11 protein-coding genes and 1 pseudogene are annotated in these 15,794 nt (G+C 70.5%); 8 read left to right on the top strand and 4 right to left on the bottom strand.

The window, feature by feature from the left end:
- Positions 1 to 55 precede the first annotated feature (55 nt).
- The 3 genes and pseudogenes from ACQP0U_RS28565 to ACQP0U_RS28555 all read right to left on the bottom strand — a co-directional run bounded on the left by ACQP0U_RS28565 (position 56) and on the right by ACQP0U_RS28555 (position 3,933).
- Complete coding sequence (locus ACQP0U_RS28565; protein WP_433313034.1) at positions 56 to 1,309, bottom strand: phosphatidylserine decarboxylase; 1,254 nt, start codon at positions 1,307 to 1,309, stop codon at positions 56 to 58.
- A gap of 567 nt (positions 1,310 to 1,876) precedes the next feature.
- Positions 1,877 to 2,125 (bottom strand): annotated as a pseudogene (locus ACQP0U_RS28560) (hypothetical protein); the annotation flags it as partial.
- Positions 2,122 to 3,933, bottom strand: a complete 1,812-nt coding sequence (locus ACQP0U_RS28555; protein ID WP_433313032.1) for a PspC domain-containing protein — start codon at positions 3,931 to 3,933, stop codon at positions 2,122 to 2,124. The gene ACQP0U_RS28555 and the pseudogene ACQP0U_RS28560, both read right to left, overlap by 4 nt.
- 155 nt (positions 3,934 to 4,088) lie before the next feature.
- On the opposite strand from ACQP0U_RS28555, the gene ACQP0U_RS28550 reads away from it, so the two are divergent.
- The 7 genes from ACQP0U_RS28550 (at position 4,089) to ACQP0U_RS28520 (ending at position 12,360) form a co-directional block, all read left to right on the top strand.
- A complete protein-coding gene (locus ACQP0U_RS28550; RefSeq protein ID WP_433321250.1) occupies positions 4,089 to 5,354 on the top strand; it encodes a PspC domain-containing protein in 1,266 nt (421 codons plus the stop codon).
- A 2-nt stretch (positions 5,355 to 5,356) separates the two neighbouring features.
- Entirely contained in the window at positions 5,357 to 6,043 is a 687-nt protein-coding gene (locus tag ACQP0U_RS28545) for a response regulator transcription factor (protein WP_357602689.1), read from the top strand.
- 580 nt (positions 6,044 to 6,623) lie between these two features.
- Positions 6,624 to 8,264, top strand: coding sequence for a peptide ABC transporter substrate-binding protein (locus ACQP0U_RS28540; RefSeq protein ID WP_433313029.1), 1,641 nt, complete (start codon positions 6,624 to 6,626; stop codon positions 8,262 to 8,264).
- Between the two features lie 148 nt (positions 8,265 to 8,412).
- The gene (locus ACQP0U_RS28535) at positions 8,413 to 9,339 is read left to right on the top strand and encodes an ABC transporter permease (RefSeq protein ID WP_433313027.1); all 927 of its coding nucleotides are present in this window, start codon (positions 8,413 to 8,415) and stop codon (positions 9,337 to 9,339) included.
- Positions 9,332 to 10,300, top strand: a complete 969-nt coding sequence (locus tag ACQP0U_RS28530) for an ABC transporter permease (protein ID WP_433313024.1) — start codon at positions 9,332 to 9,334, stop codon at positions 10,298 to 10,300. The genes ACQP0U_RS28535 and ACQP0U_RS28530 overlap by 8 nt, the downstream gene beginning before the upstream one ends.
- Before the next feature lie 25 nt (positions 10,301 to 10,325).
- The gene (locus ACQP0U_RS28525; RefSeq protein WP_433321246.1) at positions 10,326 to 11,354 is read left to right on the top strand and encodes an ABC transporter ATP-binding protein; all 1,029 of its coding nucleotides are present in this window, start codon (positions 10,326 to 10,328) and stop codon (positions 11,352 to 11,354) included.
- The gene (locus ACQP0U_RS28520; protein WP_433313022.1) at positions 11,347 to 12,360 is read left to right on the top strand and encodes an ABC transporter ATP-binding protein; all 1,014 of its coding nucleotides are present in this window, start codon (positions 11,347 to 11,349) and stop codon (positions 12,358 to 12,360) included. Before ACQP0U_RS28525 ends, ACQP0U_RS28520 begins: the two co-directional genes overlap by 8 nt.
- A 139-nt stretch (positions 12,361 to 12,499) precedes the next feature.
- Here ACQP0U_RS28520 and ACQP0U_RS28515 read toward each other — a convergent pair whose 3' ends face one another.
- Entirely contained in the window at positions 12,500 to 12,889 is a 390-nt protein-coding gene (locus tag ACQP0U_RS28515) for a chorismate mutase (RefSeq protein ID WP_433313020.1), read from the bottom strand.
- A 352-nt stretch (positions 12,890 to 13,241) separates the two neighbouring features.
- Here ACQP0U_RS28515 and pcrA point away from each other — a divergent pair, with 352 nt between their 5' ends.
- On the top strand, positions 13,242 to 15,647 hold the full coding sequence (gene pcrA / locus ACQP0U_RS28510) for a DNA helicase PcrA (RefSeq protein WP_433313017.1): 2,406 nt from the start codon (positions 13,242 to 13,244) through the stop codon (positions 15,645 to 15,647).
- The last annotated feature ends 147 nt before the right edge of the window (positions 15,648 to 15,794 follow it).

Here is a 15,794-nt window from a genome sequence, read left to right as displayed (position 1 = left end):
TGAGCAGACAGAACGGGGCGCCGCGGACAGCGGCGCCCCGTTCCTCGTTCCGGGGTCAGCGCCAGCGGGCAATGACAGTGGACCCGCCGACCACCTTGTCGCCCGGCCCGACCAGCGGGTCCGCGGCTTCGGCGGGCAGGTAGACGTCGGTCCGGGAGCCGAACCGGATCAGCCCGAAGCGCTCGCCCTTGGCCAGCAGCGCGCCGATCGGCGCGCGCTGCACGATCCGGCGGGCGATCAGCCCGGTCCGCTGCGCGACCACCACAGTGCCGCGAGAGGTGTCCAGCACGGTGTACGCGGCGACGTTGTGCTCGGCGTCCGGCTTCATCGCGTTGACGAAGCCGCCGTCGGCGACGAAGTAGTCGACCACCTTGCCGGCGACCGGGGCACGGTTGACGTGCACGTCCAGCACCGACAGGAACACAGCGATCCGTAGCCACTCGCCGTCGCCGAAGCGCTCGTCGTGCAGCCGCTGCACCGACAGGACCTTCCCGTCCGCGCTGGCGACCACGGCGTTCGGGTCCTCCGGCACGTCCCGCTCGGGGTCCCGGAAGAACGCGGCGACCGGCCCGGCAGCCAGGGCCGGCAGCAGCCACAGCTTGGACGACGGACGCGCCACCCGGGCCAGTGCCGCGAGGCCCAGCGTGATGCCCGCCGCCGCCACGCCGTTGGAGTCGATGTGCATGCCCCGGGTCAGCGGCACGCTCGACGGCCGGTACGCGGGGGCCAGGCTGTCGGCCGTGGCCGGGCTGGCCGGGGTGAACCGCAGTCGGTAGACCCGCACCGGTGGTGAGTTGCGCAGCACCAGGTCGGCGCCGACGCCGTAGAGGGCGTCCTGCCGGGCCAGTTCGGCGGCGGCGCCCTCGGTCCGGCCGGGCGTGGTGACTGTCGCGACGCTCAGCACCGCGCCGTCGGTCAGGTACTTGGCCAACCCCTCGATGCCGCTGCGGGTCGCCTCGGCGGTGCCGGTGAACACCTCGCCGGCGATGACGACCGCGGCGGCCTCGGCTTCGGCCAGCGAGTCGACGACGTTCACCCGGTCGGCGACCCAGCGGCCCTGGGCGGTGACGTGCTCGCGGAGCGCCGCGGCGCCGAACGGCTCGGCGGGCACCACGGTGAGCCGGTCACCGGGGAGCAGCGCCTCGACCGCCGCGGCCAGCACCGCGGAGTCCGGGTTCACCCCGACGAGCAGGGCGGCCTTGGCGTCGTTGATCCGGGCCAGCTCGGCGACGAGGGTACGGGCGGCTCGCTCGCCGATGCGGACCGGACCGGACCGGCCGGTGGTACGCACGGCGGGGGACTGGGTCATGTCGGGCGGGCTCCTGACGGGGGTAGAGACGGGAATCGCGGCGGGGCCGCCATGGGCGGGACGGGCCGGCCGGCGGAGGCGAGATCTCCACCGACCAGCATATGCGCCTGGCCGCGCCGGCCGCACCGCGTGGGGATGCGGTGGACCGACGCGGCCAGGCGCCCGAGGTCAGGCTTCCCTGCGGGGCCCCTCCTGCTCGTCGCCCGGCTGGTCGTCTCCGTTGCCGGGTTGCCCGGAGACGGGCTCGGTCGGCGGCTCCGACGGCGGATGTGCCAGCCAGGCCGGGTGGATCACGTCGGTGGCCGGCGCATCCTCCGCCCGCACCTCGGTGGTCGGCGTCCGCAACGTCGGGTCCGAGGAGAGCGTGGGCTCCGAGGTGAGCGTCGGGTCCGAGGTGAGCGTCGGGTCCGAGGACAGCGTGGGGTACGAGGTGAGCGTCGGGTCGGAGGAGGGAGTGTCCCAGGTGGACCGTTCGGCTTCCCAGACCGGCAGAGCGGCGCCGGAGGTCGACGTGGCGGCACCGGAGACCGGCACGGGCGCACCGGAGCTGGGCGCACCGGAGACGGACGTGCCGGAGACGGGCGCGACGGCCTCGGCGGCGCCGGCCTGGATGGTCGGCTCCGGCTGGCTCGGCCGACCCGAGCGCAGCGCGCCGACCAGCCCGAAGACCCCGATCAGGATGAGTGCGCCGGCCAGGAACCAGCCGACCGGCGGCAGCGCGAGCCCGAGCAGTTGGGCGAGCAGCCACCAGGCGGACAGCGCCAGGAACACGAGCCCGAAGGCGAACGACACCAGATCCGTGCGGTGAGCCTTCACCGGGTCACCTCCAGGTTGCCGGCATTGACGTGGATGTAGAGGCGCAGGGTTCCGCCGCCGGGCCCGTCCGCGCCGACGTCTGTGGATTCCCGCAGGCGGCCGTCCAGCCCGCCGGAGCGGTTGCCGAAGATGGTGGCGTCGCCAGCATTGACGTCGGCCACTGTGGTGACGTCGACGTTCGGCGGCACGACCACTGTCGCCTGCCCGAAGTTGACGGCCACCGTCACCTGGCTGTCCCGTTTCGCGAAGTCGATCCCGCGCAGGTCGAGCACGGCGTCACCGAAGCTGTTCTCGTACCGGTCCGCCAGGTCGCGGTAGTCGGTGGGCGCCCAGGTCACTGCACCGTCGACCCCCCGAATCCGGTCGTAGGACTCGGCGACGGTCGCCGTGCCCAGCGCCGCTGCGGTCACCAGACCGAGCGCGATGAGCCAGCGGGCCCGCCCGAACCACGTGCCGACCAGCAGCCCCAGCGCGATCGTGGCCAACGCGGCAGCGAAGTACGCCGAGGCGCTGATGGCGAAGACGTCGAGCAGGTCGAGCAGGGCGATCAGGCCGAGCACCAGGAAGATCAGCGAGAAGGTCACCGCGCCGAGCGGCGACCGCTCCTTGGGGCGCTTCGGCGGCTTCGGCGGCTTGGGCGGAGGGGGCGCGGCCGGGGTCGGCGAAGCGTACGGGCCGTGCGGCGCGAACGGGGGACGGTAACCGGAGGGCGGCGGGGCGGTCGGATAGCCGGCCGGGGCAGCGGGTGTGCCGCTCACCGGGGCGGACGGCCAGCCGGCGCTGGGCATGGCGGTGCTCGGCCAGCCGGGCTGGGCAGCCGTCGTGCCGGCCGGTTGCCCGGACACCGGGCCCACCCCGGACACCTGCTGCGTCGCGGTGGACGGCAGCGGACCGCTCGTCGGCGGCACGCCGTACGCCGGGATGGTGACGGTGGGCGCCGCCCCCGTCGTGGCGGTGGCGTACTCCCCACCGGTGCTGAACATCGGCGGCGTCGCCGCCGGGCCGGTCGACGGCGCCGCGCCGTACGACGGTGCGGGCCAGGTGACCGGCGGTACGACCGGGCCGGCCGGGTTGCCGGACGGCGCGGCGGGCGGCGGGCCACCCGGGGTGCCCGGCCGTGGATTGCGGCCGTCCCGGTTGAGCAGGAGCGCGCCGGCGACCAGGATGGCCGCGCCGAGCAGCACCGCGCGGAAGGCGTCGGTGACGATGTACGCGAAGCTCGCCGCGACCAGGATGCCCAGGACGATCACCGTCACCGGCGACATGCTGGAGCGACCGCGCCCGAGCATGGACTCGACCGGGGACGCGGTGTCGCCCTCGTTCGGGATGATCAGCCAGGCGGCGACGTACACCAGGATGCCGATGCCCCCGAAGAACCCGAGCACCGCGAGCAGCACCCGCCAGAGCACCGGATCGGTGTTGGTGGCGCGCCCGATCGCCGCGCAGACGCCGGCCAGATACCGCCCCTCGCGCGGTCGGACCAGCCCGTACCGCGAGGTGAAGCCGGTGCCGCCCAGCGGCGGTGGCGGCGCGGACGGACCGGGACCACCCGGCCCCGGTGGCGTGCCGCCCGGGCCGTAGCCGGTGCCCGCCGCGAACTCCGGGCCCGGGCCGTAGCCCGCCGCGGGCGGCGCGTAGCTGTCGGCCGGATCGCCAGGCGCGGTGCCGGCGGTCGCGTCGGTGCCGGAGTGCGGGCCGAACGTGCGGGGCTCGGTCCATTCGCTGGGCGTGGTGGTGGGCGGGGGCGGTGCTGAACCGCCCGGCTGTGCCGACCCCGGTCGGGGCGGCGGGGCAGCTTCCTCGGTCATGCTTCGATCCTGCTGCCCGGTCCACCCGAACGACCTCAGGACCCGACCCTGACCCCACCCTGAGATCCGGCGGCCGGAATGTCGGGGGCGTCCCCGTGGTCGCGGACGCCGCAGCGTGTGACGATCGAATCACCCACCTCGACCTGTCCGCCACTGTGACCAGGGAGCCTCCGATCAGCACCGTGACCCCGCCCCCGCGCCTCTACCGCGCCCCGGAGCACCGGATGGCCGCAGGCGTCGCCGCCGGTATCGCCGACCATCTCGGCATCTCGGTGCTGCGGGTGCGCGTCGCGTTCATGGTCCTGCTCGGGCTGAGCGGGCTCGGCCTGCTGCTCTACGCGGCCTTCTGGGCGGTGGTGCCGCTGCGCCCCGGTGACACCGCGGTGCCGCCGCGGCGGGACGTCGCCCAACTCCTGCCGTTCGTGGGGATCGGGCTGGGTGTCCTGCTGATCCAGGTGATGGTCTTCGACTCGGTCGGCGCGGCGGGCACCGCCGGTTGGTTGGTGGCGATCATCGCGGTCGGCGCCGGGGTCATCTGGCACCAGTCCGCGCCCGAGCGGCGGCGTCAGTGGGGCGACGCGATGCCGGTACCGTGGCTCGGCGCGGTCGTCGAGGAGAGCGACAGGCGCGCCTTCGTGCTCCGGTTCATCGGCGGGGGAGTGCTGGTCGCGGTCGGCATCATCGGCGTCGCGGCCGTCTACTCGCCGGCACAGAACTTCGACGCGGTGATCAATGGCGTGATCTTCGCGCTGGTCGGGCTGGCGGGCGTCGGTGTGGTCGCCGCGCCGGTGCTCTGGCGGACGTACAACCAGCTCCGTTCGGAGCGCGAGGGGCGCATCCGCGAGCAGGAGCGGGCCGAACTGGCTGCGATGGTGCACGACCAGGTGCTGCACACGTTGGCCCTGATCCAGCGCAACGCCAGCGACGTCAAGACGGTGCAGCGGCTGGCCCGGGGGCAGGAGCGTTCCCTGCGCAACTGGCTGTACAAGCCGACCGCCTCGCCGAGCGAGCGCTTCGCCGCCGCGTTGGAGCAGGCCGCTGCCGAGGTCGAGGACACCTTCGCGATCAGCGTGGAGACGGTGGTGGTGGGGGACCGGGAGACCGACGAGAAGGTCGGGGCGCTGGTCGCGGCCGCGCGGGAGGCGTTGGTGAACGCAGCTCGGCACGCAGGCGTGCAGACCGTGTCGCTCTACGCCGAGGTGGAACCGGATCAGGTCAGCGTCTTCGTCCGGGACCGGGGAAAGGGCTTCGATCCGGATACCGTGGAGGACCACCGGCACGGCGTACGCGGCTCGATCATCGGGCGGATGAAGCGGCACGGCGGACGGGCCGAAATCCGGTCCGGCCCGGGGGAGGGGACCGAGGTCCGGTTGATCCTGCCGATCGCCCGGGACTCGTCCGCAGCGGAGAGGAACAGATGACCATGGCCGAGCAGCCGACCGAGCACCTCGACCCGGCGGATGCCCGCCCCGAGCGGCTGCGGGTGTTCCTGGTGGACGACCACGCCATGTTCCGGGCCGGGGTGCGCGCGGAGTTGGGCGCCCACGTCGAGGTGGTGGGCGAGGCGAGCACGGTGGCCGAGGCGGTCACCCGGATCGCCGCCGTCGGCCCGGACGTGGTGCTGCTCGACGTGCACATGCCCGACGGCGGCGGTCGTGCCGTGCTGGAGGCGATGCGGCGTACGCATCCGCAGGTCAAGTTCCTCGCGTTGAGCGTCTCCGACGCGGCGGAGGACGTGATCGGGCTGATCCGTGCCGGTGCCCGGGGGTACGTCACCAAGACCATCTCTCCGGACGAGTTGGCCGCCGCGATCCGTCGCGTGGCCGACGGGGACGCGGTGTTCAGCCCACGGCTTGCCGGGTTCGTGCTGGACGCCTTCGCGGCCCGGCCGGACGCGCCCGTGGCCGATCCGGAGCTGGACCAGCTCACCAACCGTGAGCGGGAGGTGCTGCGGCTGCTGGCCCGGGGGTACGCGTACAAGGAGATCGCCAAGGAGCTGTTCATCTCCATCAAGACCGTGGAGACGCACGTGTCGAACGTGTTGCGCAAGCTTCAGATGTCCAACCGCTACGAACTCTCCCGTTGGGCGGCGGACCGCCGGCTCGTGTGATGGTGCGTCGACACCGGTGAGGATCAGAGAAACCTCCTGCGCGCCCTCGTACACCCAGCCGGTGATCGTGCCCGGGTAGCCCTAGGCGCCCTCATCCGGATGGGTCGAAACATGAGCGGTGACGGACCTCCCATCGGGCCGGGGTGACCCCTGGGTGTGCGCACGGCCCGAGGCTGGATCTTGGGGTGGTGCAACGTATTTCCTGGTCAGTGCCGCCCGCGACGACCGCTTTATGATCATTTTTCAAGTATCGGCAACGTGGCGGGCAACTAACGGCTTGATAACGGCACCTTCACGGAAGCGGCCAGTGGGTGTCACAGTGGCAGCACCTCACCATCGGTGTGTGGCACTCCGTACGCCCCACGACCACGATTCCGCCGATCACGGCGGCCCGTGGCTGTGTCGATTGCGTCGTGTCGCGCCTCGTTGGCGGGGGAGCCCGGCGGATCGGAACATCAGGGGTGTCCCCAACTTCCCTGTGGTCCCGGCGACCCGCGCCCCGGGGTGGTCGGGCGGTGTCACCCCCAAACGTGCGTGAAACCCACGACGGAACCTGGTTAGAAAGAGGAGGCCCCTCGGAATGAGAGTCTCGAAGCGGGCGACGGGCGCGATCGCGCTCAGCGCGGCTGTCGCGCTTGTCGCGACCGGTTGCTCGAGCGGTGACGGCGACGGCGATACCGCCGCCAGCAAGGACGGCTCGATCTCCGTCCACGGCGTCCAGCCGGAGAACCCGCTGGTCCCGTCGAACACCACGGAGACCGGCGGCGGTAAGGTGATCGACTGGCTGTTCACCGGCCTGGTCGAGTACCCGAACGACGGTGGGGCCCCGCGTAACGCGCTGGCCGAGTCCATCAACACCACGGACTCGAAGGTCTTCACCATCAAGATCAAGTCGGGAACCAAGTTCCACGACGGCACCGAGGTGAAGTCGAAGAACTTCGTCGACGCCTGGAACTGGGCCGCCTACTCGCCGAACGGCGCGCAGAACGGCACCTTCTTCTCGGACATCGCGGGCTTCGACAAGACCTACACCTCGGACCCGGACGGCCCGGACGGCCCGCAGAAGGCTCCGGAGCCGTCGGCCAAGGAGCTGTCCGGCCTGAAGGTCGTCGACGACCAGACCTTCGAGGTCACCCTGGCGGCGCCGACCGCGGTCTTCCCGACCAAGCTCGGCTACAGCGCCTTCATGCCGCTGCCGGACGCCTTCTTCACCCAGAAGCCCGAGGAGTTCGGCAAGAAGCCGATCGGCAACGGCCCGGTGAAGTTCGTGTCGTGGGAGGACAACGTCCTCATCAAGCTGACGCGCTTCGACGACTACAACCTTCGCGACAAGATGAAGGTCAAGGACGTCGACGTCAAGCTGTACCAGGATGAGACGGCCGCCTACGCCGACCTGCTGTCGAACAACCTCGACTTCATGGAGGTTGTCCCCACCTCGGCGCTCGCCGGCGACAAGTGGAAGACCGACCTCGGTGACCGGGGCCGCTCGACCGTCACGCCGTCGACCGCACTGATCGCGTTCCCGACCTACGACAAGCGCTTCCAGAACCCGAAGCTGCGTCGTGCCGTGTCGCTGTCGATCAACCGGCAGGAAATCTCGGACAAGATCTTCTTCGGCACCCGCAAGCCGGCCGACAGCTGGGCGAACCCGCTGACCCCGGGCGCCAAGCCGGGCAACTGCACCGCCTGCAAGTTCGACCCGACCACGGCCAAGCAGCTGCTGACCGAGGCCGGCGGCTTCACCGGTGAGATGGTCTTCTACTACAACTCGGACTCCAGCCACAAGGAGTGGATGGACGCCGTTGCGCAGCAGGTCAAGACCAACCTCGGCATCAACGCTCGGGCCGAGGGCGTGCCGACCTTCGCGGTCTTCCGGCAGGGCATCAACGCACACCAGATGAAGGGCCCGTACCGCGCTGCCTGGCAGCAGGACTACCCGGACGTCGAGAACTGGGTCAACCCGCTTTACGTCACGGGTGGCTCCTCGAACGACGGCCTCTACAGCAACCCTGAGGTCGACGCTCTTGCCAAGCAGGCCAGCGGCGCGCCGAGCCTGGAGGCCTCGCACGAGGCGTTCTCCAAGGCCGTCGAGAAGGTCGACCAGGACGTCCCGAGCATCCCGATCTACTTCTACGGCCAGCAGTCCGGCCACTCGGAGAAGATCAAGAAGCTCGAGCTGAACAACGTCGGCGAACTCGACATCACCTCGGTCGAGCTCTGATCCGAACGGTCTGACCCCGGGTCGGGCTCGCCACATCCGGTGAGCCCGACCCGGGGCCGTTCCGCGATTGGGTGTTACAACACTCCACTCGCACGTTGTCACCACCGTGTCGGCCGTCCGACGCGCCCCCTGTCTGGAGGACCACCCCATGGGCCGTTATCTGTTGAGACGGCTGCTCCAACTCGTGCCTGTCTTCATCGGTACGACGTTCCTGATCTACTGGCTCGTCTGGGCCGTCCCGGGCGATCCGTTCGCCGGCAAGTGCGGCGAGCGCCGCTGCCCGGACCAGTACATCGCCTTCATGACCGATAAGTACCACCTCGACCAGAACGTCTTCGTGCAGTACGGCAACTACATGAAGAACCTGCTCCAGGGTGACTTCGGTCAGACGTTCTCGCAACGCGATATCGGCGACATCATCGCGACGGCGTACCCGAACACGCTGAAGCTGGCCCTGGTGGCGCTCGCCATCGAGGCCGTGATCGGCCTGGGCGCCGGCGTGCTGACCGGTCTGCGCCGCAACGGCTTCCTGGACAACCTGGTCCTGGTCTCCACGCTTTTCCTGATCGCGCTGCCGGTCTTCGTCGTCGGCTTCGTGTTGCAGTGGCTGCTGGGCGTGCAGTGGGGCATCGTCAAGCCGACCGTCTCCTCGGAGATGCGGTGGTCCGAGCTGATCGTGCCGGGCTTCGTGCTCGGCAGTGCGTCAGTGGCCTACATCGCCCGCGTGGCACGAACCAGCATCGCGGAGAACCGCCGCGCCGACTACGTGCGCACCGCGATCGCCAAGGGTCTGCCGATGCGCCGGGTGGTGGGCGTGCACCTGCTGCGCAACTCGCTCATCCCGGTGGTCACCCTGCTCGGCACCGACCTCGGTGCGCTGATGGGCGGCGCGATCGTCACCGAGGGAATCTTCGGCATCAACGGGATCGGCCGCGCGGTGTACCGCGCGATCGTGACCAAGGAAAGCGCCACCGTGGTGGGCATCGTGGTCGTCCTGGTGCTGGTCTATCTCGTGATGAACCTGCTGGTTGACCTGCTCTACGCCGCCCTGGACCCGAGGATCCGTTATGAGTGACCCAAGCACCGCATCGATCGTCAGTACCCCTGGCGCGCACCCCACCGACTCCGGCACCCCCGCCACCGCGGGCCAGCCGCAGAGCAACGAGAAGCCCCGTGGCCTGCTCGGTGACGCCTGGCAGGACCTCCGCCGCAAGCCGCTGTTCTGGATCGCGAGCACGCTGATCGTGATCTTCGTGTTGATGGCGCTCTTCCCGGCCCTGTTCGCCCCGGGCGACGCGGTCAACGGATCGCTGTCCCGCAGCCTGGACAAGCCGTCCGGGCACGCCTGGTTCGGGTACGACCTGCAGGGCCGGGACGTCTACGCTCGCGTCATCTACGGCGCCAGCGCCTCCATCCAGGTCGCCGTGCTCGCCGTGCTCGGCACTCTGCTGGTCGGCGGCACCATGGGCATCATCGCTGGCTACCGCGGTGGCTGGGTGGACGGGCTGCTGAGCCGGATCGCCGACGTCTTCTTCGGCCTGCCGTTCGTGCTCGGCGCGATCGTCATCCTGACCACGTTCAACGGCTCGGGCTCGGGCAACAGCAAGATCAAGATCATGAGCCTGGTGACCATCTCGCTGATCGTGCTGAGCTGGCCGGTCGTGATGCGCCTCATGCGGTCCTCGGTGCTCGCCACCAAGGAGGCCGACTACATCGTCGCGGCCCGCGCCCTGGGCGCCGGCACCGGTCGGATCATCCTGAAGCACCTGCTGCCGAACTGCCTGGCCCCGCTGCTGGTCTACGGCACGATCATGGTCGGCTCGTTCATCGGTGCCGAGGCCACCCTGTCGTTCCTGGGCGTCGGTCTGAAGTCGCCGGTGGTCTCCTGGGGCATCATGATCAGCGACGGTAAGGACTTCCTCCGGGTCGCGCCGGGGCTGGTCTTCTTCCCCGCCGCGTTCCTCGTCACCGCAGTGCTGAGCTTCGTGATGCTCGGTGAAGCGGTCCGCGAGGCCCTCGATCCGAAACTCCGCTAGGGGAGATCCAGTGTCCGACATTCTCGTGTCCGAGCAGTCCGCGCCGGGATCCGGCGGGTCCGGGCGTCCCTCCGGCCGGCTGCTCGAGGTCGACGACCTGCGTGTGGAGTTCCGTACCCGGGACGGCGTCGCAAAGGTCATCAACGGGGTCACGTACCACGTCGACGCGGGGGAGACCCTCGCCGTGCTCGGCGAGTCCGGCTCCGGCAAGAGCGTCACGGCGCAGACCATCATGGGCATCCTCGACACGCCGCCCGGCTTCGTGACCGGTGGGCAGGTCCGCTTCCACGGCAAGGACATGCTCCGCATGTCCGACGAGGAGCGCCGCCGCATCCGCGGCGAGGGCATCGCGATGATCTTCCAGGACGCGCTCTCCGCGCTGAACCCCGTCTTCACCGTCGGGTTCCAGATCGCCGAGCAGTTCCGGGTCCGGCGGGGCATGGGCCGCGCGGAGGCCAAGAAGCGCGCGATCGACATGCTCGACCAGGTCAAGATCCCGAACGCCAAGGGTCGATTCAACAACTACCCGCACCAGTTCTCCGGCGGTATGCGGCAGCGCGCGATGATCGCGATGTCGCTGGCGCTCGACCCGGAGGTGCTGATCGCGGACGAGCCGACCACCGCCCTCGACGTGACCGTGCAGGCCCAGATCATGGACCTGCTGGCCGAGCTTCAGCGCGAGCGGCAGATGGGCATGATCCTGATCACCCACGACCTCGGTGTGGTCGCCGACGTCGCGGACCGGATCGCGGTCATGTACGCGGGCCGGATCGTCGAGGAAGCGGACGTGTACGACCTGTACGCCAAGCCGGCGCACCCGTACACGATGGGTCTGATCGACTCGATCCCGCGCCTGGACGAGAAGGGGCAGCAGCTCCGGACGATCAAGGGCCTCCCGCCGAACCTGATGAACATCCCGCCGGGCTGCCCGTTCAACCCGCGCTGCCCCATGGCTCAGCCGGTGTGCCGGGAGAAGGTCCCGCCGCTGCTGCAGGTGGGCAACGCCCGGGCCAGCGCCTGCCACTTCGCCGAGGAGCTGGTGAACCGTGTCTGAGAACATCCTCGAGGTCCGTGACCTGGTCAAGCACTACCCCGTCACGCAGGGTGTGGTGTTCAAGAAGACCGTCGGTCAGGTCAAGGCGGTCGACGGGGTCTCGTTCGGTCTGCGCGCCGGCGAGACGCTCGGCGTGGTCGGCGAGTCCGGCTGCGGCAAGTCGACCCTCGCCCGGGTGCTGATGAACCTGGAGAAGCCGACCGAAGGCAGCGTGGTCTACAAGGGCCAGGACATCTCCACCCTGTCGGGTGGGGCGCTGCGACGCCTGCGTCGGCAGATCCAGCTGGTCATGCAGGACCCGTACACCTCGCTGAACCCGCGGATGACAGTCGGTGACCTGCTCGGTGAGCCGTTCGAGATCCACCCGGAGGTGGCGCCGAAGGGCAGCCGCCGGGCCAAGGTCAGGGAGCTGCTCGACCTGGTCGGGCTCAACCCCGAGCACATCAACAGGTACCCGCACCAGTTCTCCGGCGGTCAGCGTCAGCGCATCGGCATCGCCCGCGCGCTCGCGCTGCGGCCCGAGATCATCGTCTGTGACGAGCCGGTGTCGGCGCTCGACGTCTCCATCCAGGCCCAGGTCATGAACCTGCTGGAGCAGTTGCAGGGCGAGTTCGGGCTCTCGTACGTCTTCATCGCGCACGACCTGTCGGTGGTCCGCCACCTCTCGGACCGGGTCGCGGTGATGTACCTCGGCAAGATCGTCGAGATCGGCACCGAGGACGAGATCTACGAGCGACCGACCCACCCGTACACCCAGGCTCTGCTCTCCGCGGTGCCGGTGCCGGACCCGACGCAGCGGAACAACAAGACGATCATCCGGCTCACGGGTGACGTGCCGTCGCCGATCAGCCCGCCCTCGGGCTGCCGGTTCCGGACCCGCTGCTGGAAGGCACAGGACGTCTGCGCCGAGCAGGTCCCGTTGCTGGAGATCCGGCGGGACTCGGACCACCCGAGCGCCTGCCACTTCGCGGAGAAGCGCGAGATCGTCGCCACCCACGAGGTGTGAGTCACCGAGGCCGCCTGCCGCCGTCACCACGACGACGGCAGGCGGTTTCGTCTGTCCGGAGACCCGGGTCGGCCGCGTGTTGTCCAGCGGCCCCCGCCGTCTCAGTGGGCCGGTTGGCCCAACCGCGGGCCGGTGCGGCTCACAGCGGGCCGCGGCCCGCGCGGAGCAGCAGCAGGGCCAACTGGGTGCCGTCGGCACCGAGCGCGACCCGGAACCGCTCCAGGATCTCCCGTTCACGGGAGAGCACCAGGCGGGTCCCGCCGGACGCCATCCGGGTCACCCCGACCTCCTGGGACAACGCGGCGCGCTCCTGCCAGAGCGTGATCAACGCGTGGTCGATCTCGTCGATCCGTTCCCTGATCTGCACGATCCGCGCGGCGGCGGACGGCTCCTCGGTGCCGGTCTGCTGCTCGGCCGGCTCGGCGTCCGCACCCGTCGGCGGTGTCGCCACCGCGGACTCGGCGCCCTGCGCCGCGGGCTGCCCCGGTCGGATCGGGCCGCCGCTCTGCTCCATCACGTCTGCCATCATCGGGTACCTCTCGCACTGTGGTGCCCGGTGCCCGGAACCTGGGACGGAAAAAGCCCCGGACTCCAGGAGCCCGGGGCTTTAGCAGGTCTGAATCGATCAGGCGCGACCTACGGCAGCCGGACTCCCGGTGCCATAGTAAAAGTAGTAGCGCTCAGCGATCACGCCGTCGAGTATGCCCACGTCGTCGCCGGGTGCGCAAGCATTCCGCGTCGTGAAGGGCGCCTTTCTCACCGGTGGGCGGACCCGGTGGTGGTGCGCGCCGGAGGCGCACGAGCTGCTGAGCGCCGAAGGCGCACGAGCTGCTGAGCGCCGAAGGCGCAGTGTCCGACCGGCGGCATAGACTTGTCGGGCGATGCATCCTCTCTTCGACATCCCCGCGTCCCCGCCTGCGCCGGAGTCCGCGCCGGCCCGCCCGCACCGACCCGGGGCGGCAGCCGCGCGCCTCGATCCGCAGCAGCTGCTCGCCGGGCTGAACGGGCCGCAGCGCGACGCCGTCAGCCATGCCGGCTCGCCGCTGCTGATCGTTGCCGGCGCCGGGTCCGGCAAGACCCGGGTGCTCACGCACCGGATCGCCTACCTGCTCGCCGCTCGGGACGTGCACCCCGGTGAGATCATCGCGATCACCTTCACCAACAAGGCCGCCGGTGAGATGAAGGAGCGCGTCGCCGCGCTGGTGGGCCCCCGGGCCCGCCTGATGTGGGTGTCGACGTTCCACTCGGCCTGCGTGCGGATCCTGCGGGCCGAGCACGAGCACGCCGGCCTGAAGTCGACGTTCTCGATCTACGACGCGGACGACTCCCGTCGGCTCATGCAGTTGGTGACCCGCGAGCTGGATCTCGACCCGAAGCGCTACCCGGCGCGTGGGCTGGCGGCCCAGGTCTCCAACCTCAAGAACGAGCTGGTCGACCCGGAGCAGTTCGCGGCGCGGGCCACCGGGCCCAACGAGCGGGCGCTGGCCGAGGCGTACACGCTCTACCAGCGCCGGCTGCGTGAGGCGCACGCCCTCGACTTCGACGACCTGATCATGACCACCGTGCACCTGCTCCAGTCCCACCCGCACGTCGCGGAGAGCTACCGCCGGCGGTTCCGGCACGTGCTGGTGGACGAATACCAGGACACCAACCACGCCCAGTACGTCCTGATCAAGGAACTGGTCTCCGGCACCGACGGGTTGGAGCCCGCCGAGCTGTGCGTCGTCGGCGACGCCGACCAGTCGATCTACGCGTTCCGGGGTGCGACGATCCGCAACATCCTGGAGTTCGAACGGGACTTCACCGACGCGCGGACGATCCTGCTGGAGCAGAACTACCGCTCCACCCAGACCATCCTGAACGCGGCCAACGCGGTGATCGACCGCAACACCTCCCGCAAACCCAAGCGGCTGTGGAGCGAGGCAGGCGCCGGGGAGCAGATCGTCGGCTACGTGGCCGACACCGAGCACGCCGAGGCCGACTGGGTGGCCCGGGAGATCGACCGGCTGGTCGACGCCGACGAGACCCGCCCCGGCGACGTGGCGGTCTTCTACCGCACCAACGCCCAGTCCCGCGTCTTCGAAGAGGTGTTCATCCGCGTCGGCCTGCCCTACAAGGTGGTCGGCGGGGTGCGCTTCTACGAGCGCAAGGAGGTTCGCGACGCCCTGGCGTACCTGCGGTCGGTCGTCAATGACGACGACACGGTGAGCCTGCGGCGAGTGCTGAACACCCCGCGCCGGGGGATCGGCGACCGCGCGGAGGCGTGTGTCGAGGCGCTCTCCAGCCGCGACCGGATCTCGTTCGGCGCGGCGCTGCGCCGGGCCCGGGAGGCCCCCGGCATCTCCAGCCGGGCGGCCAACGGCATCGGCGACTTCGTGGCGCTGCTCGACGGCGCCCGCGAACTGGCCGAGACCGGCACCCCGGAGGAGGTGCTGGAGGCGCTGCTGACCCGTTCCGGTTACCTCACCGAGCTGGAGGAGAGCCTGGACCCGCAGGACGCCGGCCGGGTGGACAACCTCCAAGAGCTGGTCAGCGTCGCCCGGGAGTACACCGAGCGGATCGAGGCGCTGGGCGAGGAGGGGGAGCGGGCCACGCTTGCCGGCTTCCTGGAGCAGGTGGCGCTGGTCGCCGACGCCGACCAGATCCCCTCCGACGACCCCGACCACCAGGGCGTGGTCACCCTGATGACGCTGCACACCGCCAAGGGGCTGGAATTCCCTGTGGTCTTCCTGACCGGGCTGGAGGACGGCGTCTTCCCGCACCTGCGCTCGCTCGGCGACACCCGCGAGTTGGAGGAGGAGCGCCGACTGGCGTACGTCGGCATCACCCGTGCCCGACAGCGGCTCTACCTCTCCCGGGCGGTGACCCGCTCGGCCTGGGGGCAGCCGTCCTACAACCCGCCGTCGCGCTTCCTGGAGGAGCTACCGACCGAGTTGGTGCACTGGGAGCGCACCGAGGGGTCGTACACCTCGTGGGCCGGCGGGGGCGGCGGCGTCGGCGGCCGTGCGGACCGCGCGCCCGGTGGTCGCGGCAATTTCACCGGTGGCACACCGAAGGCGGCCCAGCTGGCCCAGCGGCTCGGCGTGGACGCCAGCCGGCTCACCACGGCCAGCGAGCTGCCGCAGGGGCCGAAGGTGTCCGCGGGCGACCGGGTCAATCATCAGCGGTACGGGCTGGGGCGGGTGCTCGCCGTCGAGGGGCACGGCCCGGGTGCCCGCGCGCAGATCGACTTCGGCGACCAGACCATGTGGCTGGTGCTCCGGCACGCCCCGGTCGACAAGCTCTGACCCGCCACCTCACGATCGCACCAAATCGAGGAGAGAGTGGCCTCGGGCACCGCTGAGGCCACTCTCTCCTCGTTGTGGTGCGTATCCAGCGGATCGTCGGGCGCGCGTCGCTGTCGGTCCCGGGTAGGGCCAACCCCACCGGTGACC

This window comes from Micromonospora sp. CA-269861 (genome assembly GCF_050948505.1).
Taxonomy (GTDB): domain Bacteria; phylum Actinomycetota; class Actinomycetes; order Mycobacteriales; family Micromonosporaceae; genus Micromonospora.
The sequence above is the reverse complement of the archived record's forward strand: the minus strand, read 5'-3'. Positions and strand labels throughout refer to the sequence as shown.